The organism is Lichenicola cladoniae (assembly GCF_013201075.1).
Classification (GTDB): domain Bacteria; phylum Pseudomonadota; class Alphaproteobacteria; order Acetobacterales; family Acetobacteraceae; genus Lichenicola; species Lichenicola cladoniae.
This window is the reverse complement of record NZ_CP053708.1, coordinates 711,460-729,834: the sequence shown is the minus strand read 5'-3', so window position 1 is coordinate 729,834 and position 18,375 is coordinate 711,460. Positions and strand designations below refer to the sequence as shown.

General features: G+C 65.4%; 19 protein-coding genes and 1 pseudogene. 7 read left to right on the top strand and 13 right to left on the bottom strand.

Features of this window, described 5'->3' with window-relative positions:
- Positions 1–3 precede the first annotated feature (3 nt).
- The 4 genes from HN018_RS03185 to HN018_RS03170 all read right to left on the bottom strand — a co-directional run bounded on the left by HN018_RS03185 (position 4) and on the right by HN018_RS03170 (position 4,464).
- Positions 4–1,734 (bottom strand): methyl-accepting chemotaxis protein, encoded by a 1,731-nt coding sequence (locus HN018_RS03185; RefSeq protein ID WP_171836413.1) that lies wholly within the window; start codon positions 1,732–1,734, stop codon positions 4–6.
- A gap of 161 nt (positions 1,735–1,895) precedes the next feature.
- The gene (gene cysK / locus HN018_RS03180; RefSeq protein WP_171836414.1) at positions 1,896–2,810 is read right to left on the bottom strand and encodes a cysteine synthase A; all 915 of its coding nucleotides are present in this window, start codon (positions 2,808–2,810) and stop codon (positions 1,896–1,898) included.
- Positions 2,811–2,874: 64 nt separating this feature from the next.
- Complete coding sequence (locus HN018_RS03175) at positions 2,875–4,032, bottom strand: Gfo/Idh/MocA family protein (protein ID WP_171836415.1); 1,158 nt, start codon at positions 4,030–4,032, stop codon at positions 2,875–2,877.
- A gap of 120 nt (positions 4,033–4,152) precedes the next feature.
- Positions 4,153–4,464 carry a hypothetical protein gene (locus HN018_RS03170; protein ID WP_171836416.1) on the bottom strand — a complete coding sequence of 104 codons (312 nt, stop codon included), beginning with the start codon at positions 4,462–4,464 and terminating at the stop codon, positions 4,153–4,155.
- Between the two features lie 16 nt (positions 4,465–4,480).
- On the opposite strand from HN018_RS03170, the gene HN018_RS03165 reads away from it, so the two are divergent.
- On the top strand, positions 4,481–5,014 hold the full coding sequence (locus HN018_RS03165) for an acyl-CoA thioesterase (protein WP_239478975.1): 534 nt from the start codon (positions 4,481–4,483) through the stop codon (positions 5,012–5,014).
- A gap of 36 nt (positions 5,015–5,050) precedes the next feature.
- Positions 5,051–6,076, top strand: a complete 1,026-nt coding sequence (gene mgrA / locus HN018_RS03160; RefSeq protein ID WP_171836417.1) for an L-glyceraldehyde 3-phosphate reductase — start codon at positions 5,051–5,053, stop codon at positions 6,074–6,076.
- Positions 6,077–6,088: 12 nt separating this feature from the next.
- On the opposite strand, the gene HN018_RS03155 is transcribed toward mgrA, so the two are convergent.
- Complete coding sequence (locus tag HN018_RS03155) at positions 6,089–7,150, bottom strand: purine nucleoside permease (RefSeq protein WP_408886744.1); 1,062 nt, start codon at positions 7,148–7,150, stop codon at positions 6,089–6,091.
- A gap of 126 nt (positions 7,151–7,276) precedes the next feature.
- Between HN018_RS03155 and queE the strand changes: the two genes are divergently transcribed.
- From queE to queF, 4 genes are read left to right on the top strand one after another with little or no spacing between them, the layout of a single operon-like run.
- Positions 7,277–7,909: a 7-carboxy-7-deazaguanine synthase gene (gene queE / locus HN018_RS03150; protein WP_171836419.1), complete on the top strand. Its 633-nt coding sequence runs from the start codon at positions 7,277–7,279 to the stop codon at positions 7,907–7,909.
- Complete coding sequence (gene queC / locus HN018_RS03145; RefSeq protein ID WP_408886782.1) at positions 7,909–8,631, top strand: 7-cyano-7-deazaguanine synthase QueC; 723 nt, start codon at positions 7,909–7,911, stop codon at positions 8,629–8,631. Before queE ends, queC begins: the two co-directional genes overlap by 1 nt.
- The gene (locus HN018_RS03140; protein WP_171836421.1) at positions 8,624–9,145 is read left to right on the top strand and encodes a 6-pyruvoyl trahydropterin synthase family protein; all 522 of its coding nucleotides are present in this window, start codon (positions 8,624–8,626) and stop codon (positions 9,143–9,145) included. The genes queC and HN018_RS03140 overlap by 8 nt, the downstream gene beginning before the upstream one ends.
- A complete protein-coding gene (queF, locus tag HN018_RS03135; RefSeq protein ID WP_239478974.1) occupies positions 9,145–9,636 on the top strand; it encodes a preQ(1) synthase in 492 nt (163 codons plus the stop codon). The genes HN018_RS03140 and queF overlap by 1 nt, the downstream gene beginning before the upstream one ends.
- Here queF and HN018_RS03130 read toward each other — a convergent pair.
- The 7 genes and pseudogenes from HN018_RS03130 to atpH all read right to left on the bottom strand — a co-directional run bounded on the left by HN018_RS03130 (position 9,618) and on the right by atpH (position 16,162).
- Positions 9,618–10,637 carry a GGDEF domain-containing protein gene (locus HN018_RS03130; RefSeq protein ID WP_239478973.1) on the bottom strand — a complete coding sequence of 340 codons (1,020 nt, stop codon included), beginning with the start codon at positions 10,635–10,637 and terminating at the stop codon, positions 9,618–9,620. The genes queF and HN018_RS03130 overlap by 19 nt on opposite strands.
- A gap of 84 nt (positions 10,638–10,721) precedes the next feature.
- Positions 10,722–11,066: pseudogene (locus HN018_RS29335) on the bottom strand (PAS domain-containing protein); the annotation flags it as partial.
- Between the two features lie 140 nt (positions 11,067–11,206).
- Positions 11,207–11,614, bottom strand: coding sequence for an ATP synthase F1 subunit epsilon (atpC, locus tag HN018_RS03125; RefSeq protein WP_171836422.1), 408 nt, complete (start codon positions 11,612–11,614; stop codon positions 11,207–11,209).
- A gap of 10 nt (positions 11,615–11,624) precedes the next feature.
- Entirely contained in the window at positions 11,625–13,091 is a 1,467-nt protein-coding gene (gene atpD, locus HN018_RS03120; protein WP_171836423.1) for a F0F1 ATP synthase subunit beta, read from the bottom strand.
- Between the two features lie 53 nt (positions 13,092–13,144).
- Positions 13,145–14,029 carry a F0F1 ATP synthase subunit gamma gene (locus tag HN018_RS03115; RefSeq protein WP_171836424.1) on the bottom strand — a complete coding sequence of 295 codons (885 nt, stop codon included), beginning with the start codon at positions 14,027–14,029 and terminating at the stop codon, positions 13,145–13,147.
- Positions 14,030–14,042: 13 nt separating this feature from the next.
- Entirely contained in the window at positions 14,043–15,581 is a 1,539-nt protein-coding gene (atpA, locus tag HN018_RS03110; RefSeq protein ID WP_171836425.1) for a F0F1 ATP synthase subunit alpha, read from the bottom strand.
- On the bottom strand, positions 15,581–16,162 hold the full coding sequence (gene atpH / locus HN018_RS03105; RefSeq protein ID WP_171836426.1) for an ATP synthase F1 subunit delta: 582 nt from the start codon (positions 16,160–16,162) through the stop codon (positions 15,581–15,583). Before atpH ends, atpA begins: the two co-directional genes overlap by 1 nt.
- 87 nt (positions 16,163–16,249) lie before the next feature.
- Here atpH and HN018_RS03100 point away from each other — a divergent pair, with 87 nt between their 5' ends.
- Entirely contained in the window at positions 16,250–16,882 is a 633-nt protein-coding gene (locus HN018_RS03100; RefSeq protein WP_171836427.1) for a 2'-5' RNA ligase family protein, read from the top strand.
- A gap of 23 nt (positions 16,883–16,905) precedes the next feature.
- On the opposite strand, the gene pfkB is transcribed toward HN018_RS03100, so the two are convergent.
- Positions 16,906–17,907 (bottom strand): 1-phosphofructokinase, encoded by a 1,002-nt coding sequence (gene pfkB, locus HN018_RS03095; protein WP_171836428.1) that lies wholly within the window; start codon positions 17,905–17,907, stop codon positions 16,906–16,908.
- Between the last annotated feature and the right edge of the window lie 468 nt (positions 17,908–18,375).

Sequence of the window (18,375 nt, the reverse complement as noted above, 5' to 3'; positions counted from 1 at the left end):
GGCTCAACAGAGACGAACCTGGGAAATGAAGCTGTCCACTTCGGACGACAGGTGCCCGGCCTGACGTGAGAGGTTACCGGCAGCACCCAGTACCTGCCTGGCCGTGCCGCCGGTATCGTTCACCGCACGGCTGACCCCGGCGATATTGGTCGTCACGATCCGGGTGCTCACTGCTGTCTGCTGCACATTTCGCGCGATCTCCGCGGTCGCGGCACCCTGCTGCTCGACCGCGGCGGCAATCGAGATCGTGACGGCGCTGACCTCCTCGATCATCGCGGCGATCTCGGTCATGGCCTGAACAGCCCGGTTCGTCGCCTGCTGCACCTGAGCGATCTGGCCACCGATCTCGTCGGTTGCCCGCGCCGTCTGGTGGGCAAGGCTTCTGACTTCCGAGGCGACGACTGCGAAGCCCCTGCCCGCATCGCCGGCGCGAGCCGCCTCGATGGTCGCGTTGAGGGCCAGCAGGTTGGTCTGGCTGGCGATGGTGTTGATCAGGCCGACGACCTGGCCGATGCGCCCGGCACTTTCTGCCAGCGCCCGCACCGTGTCGTCGGTCTTCCGCACGCTGTCCACGACCTTGTTGGTGAGAATGGACGAGGCGGAAACCTGACGATTGATCTCGGTGATGGAAGAAGCAAGCTGCTCGGATGCCGCAGCCACGGTCTGCACGCCCAAGCTGGAATCCTCGGCGGCACGGGCCACCTGGGTCGCCTGCCGATCGGTGACCACGGCGGTGTCCGTCATCGACCTCGCAGTGGATTCCATCTCGACGGACGAGGAGGTCAGCACCGAGACGGTGCTGCCGATCCGTTGCTCGAAAACCCCGACGAGCGTTTCCAGACGCAGACTGCGCTGCTGGCGCGCCTCGCGCTCGGCGGCCTGTTCCGCCAGCAGCCGGTCGGCGGCAAGCATGTTGTCCTTGAAGACCTGCACGGCTTCGGCCATCCGGCCGATCTCGTCGCCACGCTCGAGGCTGGGAACCGTGGCATTCATGTCCCGTCCGGCCAGACGTCGCATCGCGGTGGTCATTGTCCGGATCGGACCCGAGATATGCCGGATCAGCCCGAAAGCCGTGGTCAGGCTGAGGCAGAACGAGACAACGATGCCCGCAACGATCATCCACCATGTCGCGTGGTAGACGTTACGACTGACGTCCCCCGCAGCCAGCCCGCCGGTCTGGTTGTAGTTTATGTCGGATTGCATGAAGTCGATGAGCGTTTCGAAATCGGCATCCGACTTGGTCTTGTAGTTGAGAAGTGCCGGGAACACCTGCCCGTCATCCTGCAGCTTGACGGTATTCTGCAGGTCGTCACGGTAGGCGGGCCAGACCCGGTCGAACACCGTTGTGTATCGCTTGCGCTGCGTATTGGGATCGAGAAGTCCGTCATAGCGGCGGCGCACCCGGTCCACGGCGTCCACCGCCGCAGCCAGCTTTACCTTGAGATCCTTGCGCTCGGTCTTGTCGAACGCATTCGTCACCATGTAGCGCGCTTCCCAGCGCCGCACATCCTGCAGGTCGAGTGCCAGCTTCCCGGCCAGAAGTTCGCTCGGAAGAGAGTCGTCGCGGATGTGCGCCGCCGCGATGTTCATCGCACTCATCCGGTCGAGCGCCAGGACGCCCATTGCCATCGACAGGATGGTCAGCAAAGCGAAGCCCGAACTCAGCTTGGTTCCGAGACTTGGAGACAGGCCTCGTCGTTCGCGGCCGGATTGCGGACGCGGTATCTGCTGCATGACGATGCTCATCTTGCTGATGGATGGTCATCGATCGTCGCAGGTTCAGGTTAGTAAATGCTTACCGGCCTCGGAGGCGCATGTTCAGGCGGTCGAATCAGCACAAGGAGCGCGGCGGGCATCGTCCATCCCGCCCTGCGCCGCCCATCCTTCAGATGCACCTATCCCGGCAGGAAGTCCGGCACGGACAAATACCGCTCGCCGGTATCGTAGTTGAATCCGAGTATGACTGCGCCTTTCTCGAGCTCCGGCAGCTTCTTCGCGATCGCGGCAAGCGTGGCACCGGAAGAGATGCCGACCAGCAGCCCCTCCTGCCGTGCCGATCGACGGGCGAATTCGCGGGCTTCCTCGGCATCGACTTCGATCACGCCGTCCAACAGGTCGGTGTGCAGGTTCTTTGGGATGAAGCCGGCACCGATGCCCTGGATCGGATGTGGTCCCGGATCGCCGCCTGAAATCACCGGGGAAAGCGCCGGCTCGACCGCGAATACCTTCAGCTTCGGAAAGCGCTGCCTCAGGACCATCGCGGCGCCGGTAATATGGCCGCCGGTACCGACACCGGTGATCATGACGTCGATCCCGTCCGGGAAGTCGGCCAGGATCTCCTCGGCGGTGGTGCGGACATGAACGTCAATGTTGGCCGGGTTGTCGAACTGTTGTGGGATCCATGCGCCCGGCTGCTCGGCAGCCAGTTCGTGCGCACGCGCGATTGCCGCTTTCATGCCGCCGGCTCTGGGCGTCAGATCAAAGGTGGCGCCGTAGGCCTGCATCAGCCGGCGACGCTCGACCGACATCGAGTCCGGCATCACCAGGATCAGCTTGTAGCCCTTAACCGCTGCAACCATCGCCAGCCCGATGCCGGTATTGCCCGACGTCGGTTCGATGATGGTGCCGCCGGGCCTGAGCGCCCCGCTGGCCTCGGCTGCTTCCACCATGGCCACCGCGATCCGGTCCTTGATCGAGCCGCCCGGATTGCTTCGCTCGGACTTGATCCAGACTTCGGCATCCGGGAACAGGCGGCTGACCCGGATATGTGGCGTCTTGCCGATGGTCTGCAGAACGCTGTTGGCCTTCATGATCCTGATACTCCGTATGGAAGGGCGTGCGACGGCCTGACGGCCCGCACGCCCGCGCCGCTGGTCAGTTTGCGGGTGCCTTGTCCTTACCTTTGCCCGGATTGGAGGCGTTGACCAGTTCCGGGGTCTTCTCGGCGCCCAGCGTCTGCACCTGCGCCGTATCGATCCGCTTCGTGCGGGTGAAGGGAGCAAGCTTTTCCGAGGTGCCGCTTTTCAGCGCCTTGACGATGCCCTCCAGCACGCGAACGTCGGCATAGCCTTCCTCGCCGTCGGGCTCCGGGTCCTGGTCGTTGAGGATGCAGTCAGAGAAATACTTCAGCTCGCCGCCGAATTGATCGGTGCTCTTGAAGCTCTTGCTCGACTTGCTGTCACCGATGGTGATCGCCTGCTCCAGCGACATCCCGTACATGAACGCCGGGCTCATCACGATGCTGCCCTTGGTGCCGGCCACGGTGTAGGTGTCGATCGCGTTGGCGTAGTAGCTGAGGCTGAACTGCGCCAGCCGGTCGCCCGGAAACCGCAGCGTGACCGCGACGGTATCGTCGAAATCGCCGGTGAACCCCGCCTGCGGATGGCGGGTGCCGATCGCGGACACCACTTCGGTCGGCTCGTCGCCGAAGACGTAACGGGCGGCATTGACCGGGTAGGGGCCCAGGTCGAAAATCGGTCCGCCCTCGATGCCGTTGGCGGCGCGGTGGTTGGCCGGATCGACCATCTGCGCGAACGTGCTGTTGAACGAGATCAGCTCGCCCAGGTCGCCGGCACGGATCCGCTCGATCATCGACAGCGTTGCCGGCTCGAAATGCAGCCGATACGCGACCATCAGCTTGGCGGTCGATCCCTTCTGCGCATCCAGGATCTCCTGGCACTTCGCAGTCGAGATCTCGAGCGGCTTCTCGGCCAGCACATGGATGCCGGCCTTGAGCGCGGGGACGATGAACTCGGCATGACGCCAGTTCGGCGTTGCCAGATAGAGTGCGTCGACGGTGCCGGAGGCAAGCATCTCGTCGAACTGGTCGTAGCCATAGCAGGCCTCGACGCCATATTTCTCACCGACCAGCTGGGCTTTCTCTTCGTCACCCGTGACGAAAGCGGTCAGTTCCGAGTTACCGGTGTGGGCCACGCCCGGCAGGAATGCCTCCTGAGCGATGTCTCCCAGACCCACCACGGCGTAGCGAATTTTCCGGCCCGATTGCAGACCGAGCGCCGACAGGATGCTCATGATTATGTTCCTTTCCCGAAGCGCGCCACCGCGCAATCCCGCGATGAACACCCGATCCCGGGATTGGCTCCCCTGCCCCCACCGTTGTGATGCGGCAGTGCGCCGGGCTTGTGTGCGCTGCTACTTGAAGGCGGAGAACACCTGGGCGTCCTTGTTTTCGCGCATCAGCGTGTTGAAGCTCGGGATGGTCTCGAAGCCCAGCCCCTGCGGCACATCGGTCTCCGGATCGGCGACGACGGCGGCATAGCTGGCGCCGGAAACCTTTTCCCATTTACCGGCCGGCTTCTTGACCTCGAGATTGACCACGGTGGTCTTGAACACCATCCGCACGATAGCTTCCTTGGGATTGCGCGGCTTGGTCAGGCTGGGACAATCGGCAATCATCCGCCAGCCGTTCTTCAGCGCCCAGGCAGTCAGCTCGTCGCGGTCCATGCGGCAGTCCTCGGTCATGAAAGAACGGGTGGTCGTGGACGAACGGGGTACCCTCGAATCACCTTGCATCGCAAGGCAGAAGGCGGACGGGGGCGAGGCGATGGCGGACGGGAACAGGGCACCACCGGATCGGCTGGTCAGCTACCGGTGGTTCAACCGGCTCACCACGCGCTGGAGCGACAATGACGGCTACGCCCACGTCAACAACGCGATCTACTACAGCTTCTTCGACACCACGATCACCAGGATGATGCTGGCACTCACCGCGTTCGACCTGCAGCGTAGCGACGTGATCGGCCTGGTGGTGGAAAGCGGTTGCCGGTATTTCGCGCCGCTGGCTTTCCCCGACGATATCAATGCCGGGCTACGGGTGGGGTCGCTCGGACGATCCAGCGTTCGCTACGAGATCGGCTTGTTCAGGGCGGATGCCGAGCAGGCCTCGGCGCAGGGGCATTTTATACATGTGATGGTGGACCGGTCCGATAATCGACCGGTGCCGATCCCCGGGGAGTTGCGGGCGGTGCTCGAGACGCTGATGGTGCCGGGATAGACCCGATTGCTGCAACTACCGAGGACGCCCACGCAAATGAGCTATACTCCCTCCCCCACCCGTTACGACGATGCAGGCTTCCGGCGGTGCGGGCGCTCCGGCCTGGTGCTGCCGCCGGTCTCGCTCGGGCTGTGGCACAATTTCGGCGGCGCGGACGTGTTCGAGACCGGACGGGCGGTGATCCGTCGTGCCTTCGACCGCGGCGTCACGCATTTCGACCTGGCCAACAATTACGGCCCTCCGTACGGCTCGGCGGAAGAGAATTTCGGCGTCGTGCTGACCAAGGATTTCCAGGCTCATCGTGACGAGATGATCATCTCGTCAAAGGCCGGCTGGGATATGTGGCCCGGACCGTACGGCACCGGCGGCTCGCGCAAATACCTGCTCGCCTCGCTCGACCAGAGCCTGAAGCGGATGGGGCTCGACTACGTCGATATCTTCTACTCGCATCGGCCAAGCCCGGATGTCCCGCTCGAGGAGACCATGGGCGCTCTGGCGCAGATGGTCCGCCAGGGCAAGGCGCTCTATGTCGGCATCTCGTCATACGGTCCGGAGCGCACCAGGCAGGCAGCGGAGATCCTCAAGGCCGAGGGCGTACCGTTGCTGATCCACCAGCCGTCCTATTCGATGCTGAACCGCTGGGTCGAGGACGGGCTGCTCGACACGCTGGAACAGCTTGGCGTCGGCTGCATCGCCTTCTCGCCGCTGGCGCAGGGGCTGCTGACCTCGAAATACCTGAACGGCGTTCCGGACGGCACGCGTGCCTCGAAGGACACCTCGTTCAGCACCCGGCTGCTGTCGGAGGATAACCTGGTCCGTGTCCGTGCACTGAACGACATCGCCCAGGCCCGGGGCCAGAGCCTGGCGCAGATGGCGATCGCCTGGGTGCTGCGCGACGAACGCGTCACCTCCGCACTGATCGGCGCGCGCCATGTGAAGCAGCTCGACGACTCGCTCGATGCCCTCAACAATGTCTCGTTCAGCCAGGACGAGCTGGCACGGATCGACCATCACGCGACCGATGGCGGCATCGATCTGTGGCGCGGCGTCTCCACCGAATAATCGGCAAACGGCTCACTTACCGCCCGGGATCGTGTTCTCGTAGCGATCCCAGTGGGCCAGCAGTTCGTGCAGCACCGGCGCTCCGACGCGCTGGTTGCTGTCGAACGCCGCCACCTGGCCGGGCTCCTCGTCGCCGATCGAGGCGGTGACGCCGGTGCCGGGCGGCGGTTCGGAGAAGTTGCTGGCGGTCCGCAGGACCATGATGCGGTTCGCGTCGACGAAGCCCTGCGCGGCCAGCACCAGCATCTCCTTCTCGTAGATCTGGCTCTCCATGTTGGTCATGACGAACAGGCCCCGGCCCGCCGTCCACAGCCTGACCCAGTCCTCGGCCCAGCGCGTGCGCGGCTCGCCGTGCCAGTAGCGGCGGGCACCGAGCGTCTCGCCCATCAGCACGAAGGGTGGCCGCTGCGCCTGGGGAAAGCCCGTCCAGGCAGCGCGGTGACGACGCAGGCTGTCGGTGTCGGCCAGGACGATATTGCGGGTCAGGTCGAAGGCCCAGGCTGCCAGCCGCTGGTTGAGCCGGTAGGCCTTGGTGAGCTGGGCCACGTCGGTCACCGAGCCGAAATGGTTGGGATTATTGGGGAGCTGGTTCGGACGTTCGGCGCCGATCGCCCACAACCCATAGGGCCAGCCGGCCGGCAGGGTGCGGTCGTCGATCTCGCGCAGTTCGTCGCCATCGACCACCCAGCGCGCCCAGGCGGCACTTCCGACCGAGGCGGCGCGTGGGTCCACGCCGGAAATGCCGGTAAACAGCCAGTAGGTGTGGCGCAGGTCGAAGCGCGGATCGAGCACGAACGCGGCGAGGTCGGTCACGCCATGGCGCAGCACCATCCCGTACAGGCCCTGGCGGTTCCGGCGCACCACGTCCGGTGCACCGCGCACCGGCACCGTCTCGTCCAGGTGCTCGCGCTCGACCCAGTCCTGGAATTCGCCGGGTGCGTCGCCGGTGTCGGCGCCATCCTCGAAATTGGCGACCACCACCACCCGCACCTTGATCGGCGCGGCTGCGGCGCGGGCGTCCGGAACCGCCAGGAGCAGCAAGGCGGCGGACAGGAGGGCAAGATCGATGCGCAAGGCGGCGTCCCCGGACGGTTGTGAACAGCCGCAGCCTGCAGGATGCGTGCCTGGATTGCGGCGCGGGTCCGGTTCCCGGGAAGAAAGGCTTGCGAAAGAACGGCGGCTGACCGACATGGCTGCGTCATGGCCTATGCGGTGAAGGAAATGTTCGCGACCCTCCAGGGCGAGGGGGCGCAGGCGGGGCGTGCGTCGGTGTTCTGCCGGTTCACCGGCTGCAACCTGTGGTCCGGCCGCGAGCAGGACCGGGCCGAAGCCGCATGCCGTTTCTGCGATACCGACTTCATCGGGATGGACGGCGAGGGCGGCGGCCGCTTCGCCGATGCGACGGCGCTGGCCGACGCGATCCTGGCCTGCTGGCCCGGCGGCAGCACCCGGCGGTTCGTGGTGTTCACCGGTGGCGAGCCACTGCTGCAGATCGACGACCTGCTGCTCGCGGCGATGCATGCACGCGGCTTCGAGATCGCGGTCGAGACCAACGGCACGCTGGCGGCCCCGGCCGGAATCGACTGGGTGTGCGTCAGCCCGAAGGCCGGGAACCCGATGGTCCAGCGGACAGGTGCCGAGCTCAAGCTGGTGTTCCCGCAAACCGACATCGATCCCGAAAGCCTGGCCGGGCTGGCATTCGACCACTTCTTCCTGCAGCCGATGGACGGTCTCGCGCGGGCGGCCAACACCGAGGCCGCGGTGGCCTATTGCCTGGCGCATCCGCAATGGCGGCTCAGCGTGCAGACGCACAAGATGATCGGGATCCCATGATGGCCGAGCCGGTGGGCAATGACGGCGCGCTGGTGCTGCTGTCCGGCGGCCAGGATTCCGCGACCTGCCTGGCCTGGGCCCTAGAGCGGTTCGGCCGGATCGAGACGCTCGGCTTCGAATACGGCCAGCGCCACCGGGTCGAGCTCGATTGCCGCGCCTCGATCCGGACCGGGCTGGGCGCGATCGACGGTGCCTGGGCGGACAGGCTGGGCCCGGACCATACGTTGGCGCTGGATGCGCTCGCGCAGGTTTCGGACACCGCGCTGACCCGTGACGCCGAGATCACCCTCGGTGCGAACGGGCTGCCGAACACGTTCGTGCCGGGCCGGAACCTGCTGTTCCTGACCTTCGCGGCGGCCCTGGCGACCCGGCGCGGCCTGCGCCACATCGTCGGCGGCATGTGCGAGACCGATTATTCCGGCTACCCGGACTGCCGCGACGACACCATCAAGGCGCTGCAGGTAGCGCTCAACCTCGGCATGGATGCGCGCTTCGTGCTGCACACACCGTTGATGTGGATCGACAAGGCCCAGACCTGGGCCATGGCGGAACGGCTCGGCGGCGCCCCCTTGGTGACGCTGATCCGAGACGAGAGCCATAGCTGCTACCTGGGCGACCGCACCCACCGGCATGCGTGGGGCTTCGGCTGCGGCACCTGCCCCGCCTGCGACCTGCGACGTTCCGGCTGGGAGCGATACAGGGCGGGGGTATCGCATGCTTGAGCTGCAGTTCACCCGCCGCTTCTCGATGGGACACCGCCTGATCGCCGGTGCCGCCGAACGCTGCTCGCTGCCGCACGGCCACAACGAGTTCGTCACGGTCACGCTGCAACCTGTACGGCCCGGCCCCCTGGATGGCAGCTCGAACATGCTGGTGCCGTTCGAGCAGGCCAAGGCGCGCTGGCACCGGTTCGTCGACGAGCGGCTGGATCACGCGCTGCAACTGTCGTCCACCGATCCGCTGCTGGCCTGGTTTCGCGCCAACGAACCGGAACGGGCGGAGCGAATCGTGGTCACGCCCGGGGATCCGACCACCGAGCTGATGGCCTGCCTGCTGATGGCCAAGCTCGGTGCGATCCTGCAGGCGGACGGCAGCCTGCTGCGCTGCGCCGGCATGCGCATCGAGGAAACGCCGACCAACACCGTGACCTTCACCGGCGATCCGATGGAGATGTTGCCCGTGTCGCAATCGGGAGGGCCGGGCTGGTGGCTTCGGCCGGACATGAGCATCGCCTGATGGAGAAGAGTTCGATGGATGACGCGGCGAGCGAGCAGGGCACCGGTGGACTGACGCAGTTGGGGCGGCATACGCCGCAGCCGTCGAGCCCGGACGAGGCGCAACTGGAGCGTGTGCCGGCACCGCATCCGGGCCGTCATTACCTGGTGCGCTTCACGGCGCCGGAGTTCACCTCGCTCTGCCCGGTCACCGGACAGCCGGATTTCGCCCATCTGGTGATCGACTACGTACCGGCCGACTGGATCGTCGAGAGCAAGTCACTGAAGCTGTTCCTCACCAGCTTCCGCAACCATGGCTCGTTCCATGAAGCTTGCTCTCTGCAGGTGGCGACGACGCTGGTAGAGCTCCTGTCGCCGGTATGGCTGCGCATCGGCGCATACTGGTATCCGCGGGGCGGCATGCCGATCGACGTGTTCTGGCAGACCGGGGAGCCGCCCGCCGGGGTCTGGGTGCCCTCTCAGGATGTGCCGGGCTACCGCGGCAGAGGCTGAACCGCCCGGACTTCCGGGCGAGGCAGCGGCCAGGCGTCGAACCCGCCAAGGTCGAGCGACGCGGAGGCGGAGTCTTCCGGCTCCTCGAAGGCGATCACCGTCCGATCCCGTCCAAGCCGCTTCGCGCGATACAGGGCGCCGTCCGCCGCGCCGACCAACTGGTCGGCACGTGCTATCAAAAGGCTGTCGCTGGCTGCGATCCCGATGCTGACGGTCACGATCGGCATCCCGATGCGGCGGGCATCGTGGCGTATCCGCAGAGCGCAGATGGTGGACCGGATGCGCTCGGCGATCTGCCACGCTTCGGCAGCAGGGCAGTCCGGCAGAAGCACCGCGAATTCCTCGCCGCCATAGCGCGCCAGCAGGTCGAGACCCTTCCGCAGAGTCAGCGACATCGCCTGCGACAGGATGCGGAGGCACTCGTCCCCGGCCTGGTGGCCATACTGGTCGTTGAACAGCTTGAAGAAATCGACGTCGATCAGCAGCAGCGACAAGGGGCGTCCGGACCGCTCGTAACCACCCCACATCGCCGTCAGGGTGTCATCGAACTGGCGACGGTTGGAAATGCCGGTCAGTCCATCCGTGACCGACAAGGCTTCCAGCGCCTGCCGCGCCGCGACCTGGGTGCTGATGTCGATAAACAGGCCGGAACTCACATCGATGCCGCCATCGAGCGTGTGCGCGTGCACACGCACACGATCCAGGATCCACAGATAGCTGCCGTCGCGGCACAGCATCCGGTATTCCTGCTGGTAGGTCTTGACCCCGTCCCGGGTCGCCTGCTCCACCCCGTCGAGCACGCGCATCCGGTCGTCGGCATGGATGAGGGCGACCCAGCCCGGCCATCCCGCTGCGATGTCGCCCGGTCTGTAGCCGAGCATGGTGCTCGACCGATGGCTGCGCACCGTTGTGTTCGACCGACTATCGAAGCGCCAGACGGCGATCTCGGCATCGTCGAGAAAACTCTCCACGTCCTGCGGCCAATAGTGCTGCAGAAGCAACCGGCTTTCCTGGTCGCACTTCACGGCGATCCCGAGAATCTCGCCTGGATGCCCCTCGCTGTCGCGCTCTACAACCTGTCCGCGGAACAGCACCCGGATGAAGTGTCCTTCCTGGTGGCGCACACGGCAAATAAGCGTAATCGACGAATTTCGTCCGGCCGTTATGTTATCGAAAGCGATGGTGACGGCATCAAGATCATCGGGATGAACCACCGTCAGCGCGGCTTCGGCTGTTTCCGAAATGGTCTCGCCGGGAGTGCCGATGAACCGGTGGATCTCTTGACTGAGACGCAATCGGTTATCGGAACATCTCCATTCCCAGAACCCTGCGCCCGTCAGTGCAACCAGGGCGCGTATTCTTTGTATGTCTATCTTTTCGGAATCAAAATAAAAGGGACCGTGGTCGGAATTGGCGGCCTGGATATCCATAACCTTCCGGTACGAGGCGCTTCACCGTTCAGCGTGCTGCCAGTCGTCAATGCAGCCTTGGTGCGCACTCGTCCGTTATCCCATACAATGGGATGAGGTCGTCGTTCGATAACATTTAAAGCAGCAACGGTGTTTTAACGTTAACCGACTTCTGCCGTTTCAACCCAGGCGCGTGCCGACTGGATACGATCCAGAAGTGGTTCCAGTAGCGTAACGTCGCTCTTGTCGGCTGTGTCGTAGTCCTGCTCGGCCTGTCGGAGCCGCGCTTCGCCATCCTGTCGCGACAACGACGATACCGGAACCGCCATGTCCGCCAGGATGGTGCAGCGATCGCCGGTGATTTCTGCAAAGCCACCAGCCACGAAAAACCGATCGGTGACCTGCGTACCCTGGTGCAACGATACCACGCCACCGCGCAGCAGCACGATCATCGGCGCATGCTCGGGCATCGCCGCAAGGTCGCCTTCAGAGCCCGGCACCACGACCATGTCCACAGCCCGGGCAAGCAGGCGCTTTTCCGGGCTGACGATTTCGACGTCGATCGGCATCGGCCGCTTCCTACTTGGATTCGCTCTTCATCTTCTCGGCCTTGGCGACGACGTCGTCGATCGAACCGACCATGTAGAAGGCGCCTTCGGGCAGATGGTCGTATTCGCCTGCAACGATCGCCTTGAACGAGCGCACGGTATCCTCGATCGAGACCAGCTTGCCCGGCGCACCGGTGAACACTTCAGCCACATGGAACGGCTGGCTCAGGAAGCGCTGGATGCGACGGGCACGGGCGACGATCTGCTTATCGTCCTCGGACAGCTCGTCCATGCCCAGGATGGCGATGATGTCCTGCAGCGACTTGTAGGTCTGCAGGATGCGCTGCACGTCGCGCGCGACCTGGTAGTGCTCCTCGCCGACGATCTTCGGGTCGAGTGCCCGCGAGGTGGAGTCGAGCGGATCGACCGCCGGATAGATGCCGAGCTCGGCGATCGAGCGATTCAGCGTCGTGGTCGCGTCGAGATGGGCGAACGAAGTGGCGGGGGCCGGGTCGGTCAGGTCGTCGGCCGGGACATAGATCGCCTGCACCGAGGTGATCGAGCCCTTCTTGGTCGAGGTGATCCGCTCCTGCAGCGCGCCCATGTCGGTCGCTAGCGTCGGCTGATAGCCCACGGCGGACGGGATGCGGCCCAGCAGCGCCGATACTTCCGAGCCGGCCTGGGTGAAGCGGAAGATGTTGTCGACGAAGAACAGGACATCCTGGCCTTCCTCGTCACGGAAATACTCGGCCAGGGTCACACCGGAGAGCGCCACGCGGGCGCGGGCACCCGGCGGCTCGTTCATCTGGCCATAGACCAGCGCCACCTTGGAGCCATCGGTGTTAACGTCGCCGAGCTTAATCACCCCGGCATCGATCATCTCGAAGTAGAGATCGTTGCCCTCGCGGGTGCGCTCGCCGACGCCGGCGAACACCGACACGCCGCCGTGCGCCTTGGCGATGTTGTTGATCAGCTCCTGGATCAGCACCGTCTTGCCGACGCCGGCGCCGCCGAACAGGCCGATCTTGCCGCCCTTCAGGTAGGGGCACAGCAGGTCCACCACCTTGATGCCGGTGACCAGGATCTCGGACGACGCGGCCTGTTCCTCGAAGGTGGGTGCGTCGCGATGGATCGGCGAGTATTTCACGGCCACCACCGGTCCGCGATCGTCGATCGGCTCACCGATGACGTTCAGGATGCGGCCGAGCGTGCCGGGACCGACCGGGACCCGGATCGGGTTGCCGGTGTCACGCACTTCCGTGCCGCGGACCAGGCCATCGGTGGAGTCCATGGCGATGCAGCGGACCTGGCGGTCGCCGATCTCCTGGGCCACTTCCAGGACCAGCTTCAGGTCGCCGATTTGGCAGGTAAGCGCGTTCTGGATGAACGGCAGCTCGCCCTCGAACTGCACATCGACGACCGGGCCCTTCACCTGGGTGACGCGGCCGGTGATGTTGTGCCCCTGAGCTTTCGCGGGAGCCTCGAGAGTGGTGGACATGGATCAGCTCCTGCGCTGGAAATCGGACGACCAGAGACTATCGGAAAACGAGATCAGAGGGCCTCTGCGCCGGAAATGATCTCGATGAGTTCGCGGGTGATGTTGGCCTGCCGGGTGCGGTTGTAGTTCTGCGTCAGCCGGTCGATCGCCTTGCCGGCATTGCGGGTGGCGCTGTCCATCGCGGTCATGCGGGCGCCCTGCTCGCCAGCAGCGCTCTCGAGCATCGCCCGATAGATCTGGATCTGCAGGTTGCGCGGCAGCAGGCGGGCCAGGATGGTTTCCTCGTCCGGCTCGAATTCATAGGTAGCGCCGTCCTTGTCGCCGACCTCGTTGTCGTTCGACGGCAAAGCCAGCGGAATGAGCTGGATCTCGGTTGGCGTCTGCGACATCACGTTGTTGAAGCGGTTGAAGACCAGGGTGGCGACGTCGAACTCGCCCTTCTCCAGCATGCTGGTGACGCGCGCGCCGAGCTCTTCCGCGACGCTGAACGGGACATCCTTGCCTGCCGAGCCGGGGATGCGCTCGATGATGCGATCGCGGTATTCGCGCGCGAGGTAGTCGCCGCCCTTGCGCCCGACCGGAAGCAGCTTGACGGTCTTGCCCTCGCCCTCGAGCCGCTGGATCAGCCGGCGGGTGGCACGGCCGATGTTGGAGTTGAAACCGCCGGCGAGGCCACGATCGCTGGTGACCGAGATGATCAGGTGAACCTTGTCGGAGCCGGTGCCGGCCAGCAGCTTCGGCGCGCCCTCGCGACCGGCGATGTTGCGAGCCAGGGCCGCGAGCATGCGCTGCATGGCCTCGGCATAAGGCCGGGCCGCCTCGGCATGGGTCTGCGCCCGCCGCAGCTTCGCGGCCGCCACCATCTTCATCGCGCTGGTGATCTTGCGCGTCGACTTCACGCTGGTGATCCGCGCGCGGAGGTCCTTGAGCGAAGGCATCCCGAGGTGTCCCTCAGCCTTGCGTGAAGCGGCGGGTAAAGTCGGTGAGGAACTTGGTCAGCTTTTCCTCGGTGTCCTTCTTGATCTCGCGCTGGTCGCGGATCGACTCCAGGATGCCATCGCCGTTGGCGCGCAACTCGGACAGGTACTGGCGCTCGTAGCCGACCACCTTGTCGACCGACACCTTGTCCAGGAAGCCGCGGGTGCCGGCGAACAGCACCACGACCTGCTCCTGCACTGGATACGGGGTGTTCTGCGGCTGCTTCAGCAATTCGGTCAGGCGGGCGCCACGGGCAAGCTGCTGCTGGGTCGCAGCATCGAGGTCCGAGGCGAACTGCGAGAACGCCGCCATCTCGCGATACTGCGCCAGCTCCAGCTTGATCTTGCCGGCGACCTGCTTCATCGCCTTGATCTGCGCCGCCGAACCGACGCGGGACACGGAGCCGCCGACATTCACCGCCGGACGGATGCCGCGGAAGAACAGCTCGGTCTCGAGGAAGATCTGGCCGTCGGTGATGGAGATCACGTTGGTCGGGATGTAGGCCGAGACGTCACCGGCCTGGGTCTCGATCACCGGCAGCGCCGTCAGCGATCCGCCGCCATAGGCATCGGACATCTTGGCGGCACGCTCGAGCAGGCGGGAATGCAGGTAGAACACGTCGCCGGGATACGCTTCGCGGGCCGGCGGACGGCGTAGCAGCAGGGACATCTGGCGATAGGCGACCGCCTGCTTGGACAGATCGTCGTACGAGATCAGCGCGTGCATGCCGTTGTCGCGGAAGAACTCGCCCATGGCGCAACCGGTATAGGGCGCCAGGTACTGCATCGGCGCCGGGTCCGACGCGGTGGCGGCGACCACGATGGAATATTCCATCGCGCCGTTCTCCTCGAGCGTGCGCACGATCTGGGCCACGGTCGAGCGCTTCTGCCCGATCGCGACATAGATGCAGTACATCGACTTGCTGTCGTCGCCGAGTGCGTTCACCGGCTTCTGCGCGATGAAGCTGTCGAGGATGATCGCGGTCTTGCCGGTCTGGCGATCGCCGATCAGCAGCTCGCGCTGGCCACGGCCGATCGGCACCAGGGCGTCGATCGACTTGATACCGGTCTGCATCGGCTCCGACACCGACTGGCGCGGCATGATGCCCGGCGCCTTAACCTCGGCGCGCTTGCGCACGACATCGGTCAGCGGGCCCTTGCCGTCGATCGGGTTGCCGAGGCCATCGACCACGCGGCCGAGCAGGCCACGACCCACGGGAACATCGACCACGGTGCCGGTACGGCTGACGGTGTCGCCCTCACGGATGGCGCGGTCGTCGCCGAAGATAACGATGCCGACATTGTCGCTCTCGAGGTTGAGCGCCATGCCGCGGACACCCGCACCCGGGAACTCGACCATTTCACCGGACATGACGTTCTGCAGGCCGTAGACACGGGCGATGCCGTCACCGACCGACAGGACGGTGCCGGTCTCGGCAATGTCGCTCTCGCTGTCGAAATTGGCGATCTGCTGCTTGAGGATGTCCGAAATTTCGGCGGGACGGATCTCCATCACGCGGCTCCCTTCATGGAGTAGTGCAGGCGGGAAAGGCGGGACTGAAGGCTGGCATCGTACAGGCGCGAACCGACACGCACCACCAGCCCGCCAAGCAAGGATGGATCGACCCGTTCCTGGATATCGACGCGGCCGTAGCCGGCCTCGGTCAGGCGGGCGCGCAACTGGACGCGCTGGAGGTCGGTGAGCGGATGCGCGCTGGCGACTTCGGCGGCGACGATGCCGCGACGGTCGGCCACCAGCAGCGCAAAGGCCGTCAGGATCGAGCGCAGGTCGGCCAGGCGACGGTTGTTGACGATCACACCGACGAAATGCTGCAGGGTTTCGCTGAATCCCTGGGCGGTCATGACCGCCAGCATCGCCGTGCGATCCTGCGCGATGTCGAGCACCGGATTGCGAAGGAACGATTGCAGCTCCGGGCTCGTATCGATGAGCCGGGCAAGGCCGTCGGCCTGGTCGACCACCATGTCGATCTGCTGGCGCTCGTCCGCAAGTTCGTAGAGTGCGGTCGCGTAACGACCAGCGGCTCCATCGGGCCGTTTCGCAACTGGAGACGCTATCGTGCCGCCTGAAGTCACTCCGCACGTCCCCCTTGATCATCGACCTGGCAATTTTAGCGGAATTAGACCCGCCTTTACCGTTGCGCGGCCTCTAGCATGAGGCAAATGACCACGCAACACGATGACGGGCCCGGAACGGACCTTGCAGCCGCCCCCGATGGCGGCCCGCCGCAACCGGTCGGCCAGGCCGGAACATCGACCGGCGAGCGGCGCGCGCCTCTGCTTCTTACACTGCAGCTTGCCGACCCTGCACAGGGCCTGTTCCAGGCGCTCCGGGATCGGCATTTCCCGGCAGACCGCAACGTCGTGCCGGCGCACGTCTCGCTGTTCCATCACTTGCCCGGGGAGGAACGCCGGCCGATCACGAAGCGGTTGCGCGAGATCGAGACCACCGGCCTGCCGTCACGTCCGGTGGTGCGGGTCGAGGCTCCCGTCCCGCTCGGCCACGGCGTCGCATTCCGGCTGCAGGCCCCGGTGCTCAAGGAGATGCACTCGAAACTGGCGGCCGATTGGACGGACTGGCTGACTCCTCAGGACCGGCAGGGCTGGCATCCGCACGTCACCGTCCAGAACAAGGTGAGCCCGGACATCGCCCGGACCACGCTCGGCCGGCTGCAGCGCGGCTTCATGCCGTTCGAGACCGAGGGCGCCTGCCTGCACCTGTGGCGCTATCTCGGCGGCCCGTGGGAGAGGCTGGACACCTTCATTTTGAAGGTTGCCGACCCTCAGCTTCGGTAGCCCGCTCCGGTCGATCCTTCCCGCTATACGGGTGGGGTCAGGCGCTCGATCGTCATCGTGTCAAAGTGCGACAACACCGCTGCACGGTCGGGCAGACTCGGCCCACGCCGTGCCAGCTTGGCGGCGGCGAAGGATAGCGCCATCCGTGCGACCCGCTCCGGCTCGGCCTTTTCCGCCAGAGCAGCGACCATGCCGGCGACCAGTGCGTCGCCGGCGCCGACCGTGCTGGCGACCTGCAGGATCGGCGGCCGTCCGAGCAGGACATGGCGCTCGCTGACGAACAACGCGCCCTCGGCTCCACGCGACACCACGACCAAACCGATGCCCTGCCGGCACAGCCTGTGGGCCGCCCGGACCATGCCGCCGAGATCAACGAAGCGCTCGCCAGCCCATTGCTCGAGCTCGTACTGGTTGGGCTTGACCGCCCAAGGCAGGGCGTCCGCCGGAGCCGCCAGAGCATCGCGGAACGCGCGACCGCCGGCATCCAGGATCACCCGCGCACCCTCGCGGTTCAGGCCACGGACGATCTCGCGATAGGTCGCATGCGGCAGGCCGGGCGGCAGGCTGCCCGACAGCACGACGATCGAGCCGGCACTCGCCTCGGCTTCCAGGACCGCGCGCAGCTGTTCGAGATGGATCGATTGCGGCATCAGGCCGGCCGGGTTGATATCGGTCGTGTCGCCGGTAGCTTCGTCCAGCAGCTTGATGTTGGTCCGGGTATGGCCGGGAATGCGCACGAAGCGGTCGGCAATGCCCTTGGCCGCGAAGAAGGCCTCGAATGTCGGTGCGTTGCCCTCGCCCAGCAATCCGGTCGCGACCACCGACGGCTCTCCGTCCAGGCGCCAGTCAGCGAGGCAGCCGGCGACGTTGACCCCCTTGCCTCCCGCCGCCCACTCCGAGCCGAGCGCACGGTGGACGGTGCCGGGGATCAGCTCCTTGAGCCGCACGGTATGATCGATCGCCGGGTTGAGCGTGACGGTGAGGATCGCAGGGATGTGCAGTGGGGCATGCAGGGGAGCGGTCATCGATTGGCGTCCTTCCCGGATTTTGCCGGCGTTCCCGTCAGCCTCGCAGCCAAGCGGATAAACCGGAAGGGGCTGCTTGTCGAAAGTGGGCAATCATCCATGAACCTGCGCGGGTTCGGGACGCGTTCCCGGGTGGTTCGACCGGCTCCCGCCCGCCCGGTTCTGGCGCACGCATCGCGGATCTAGATCCACCGGCATCACCGCGCCGGTGGACAACCGGCGTCGACCTGCAGGCCAACCGCGTCCCGAACGTCAGCCGCATCTGCATTCCGGGACAATATTGAAACGGTCCCGTTGACTGCCATGCTCACGAGGCAGAGTTCTCATCGTCAATCGACAAGAATTCATGTAGAAATAACGATAAGCCGACGATATCCGTGCAGGTTTTACTACAATGTTTGCAGCACATATGGCATCTAGTGCATGCGTAGTCTGCCTCTTGGCACTCCAGGCATCTTGCCGCAGTTG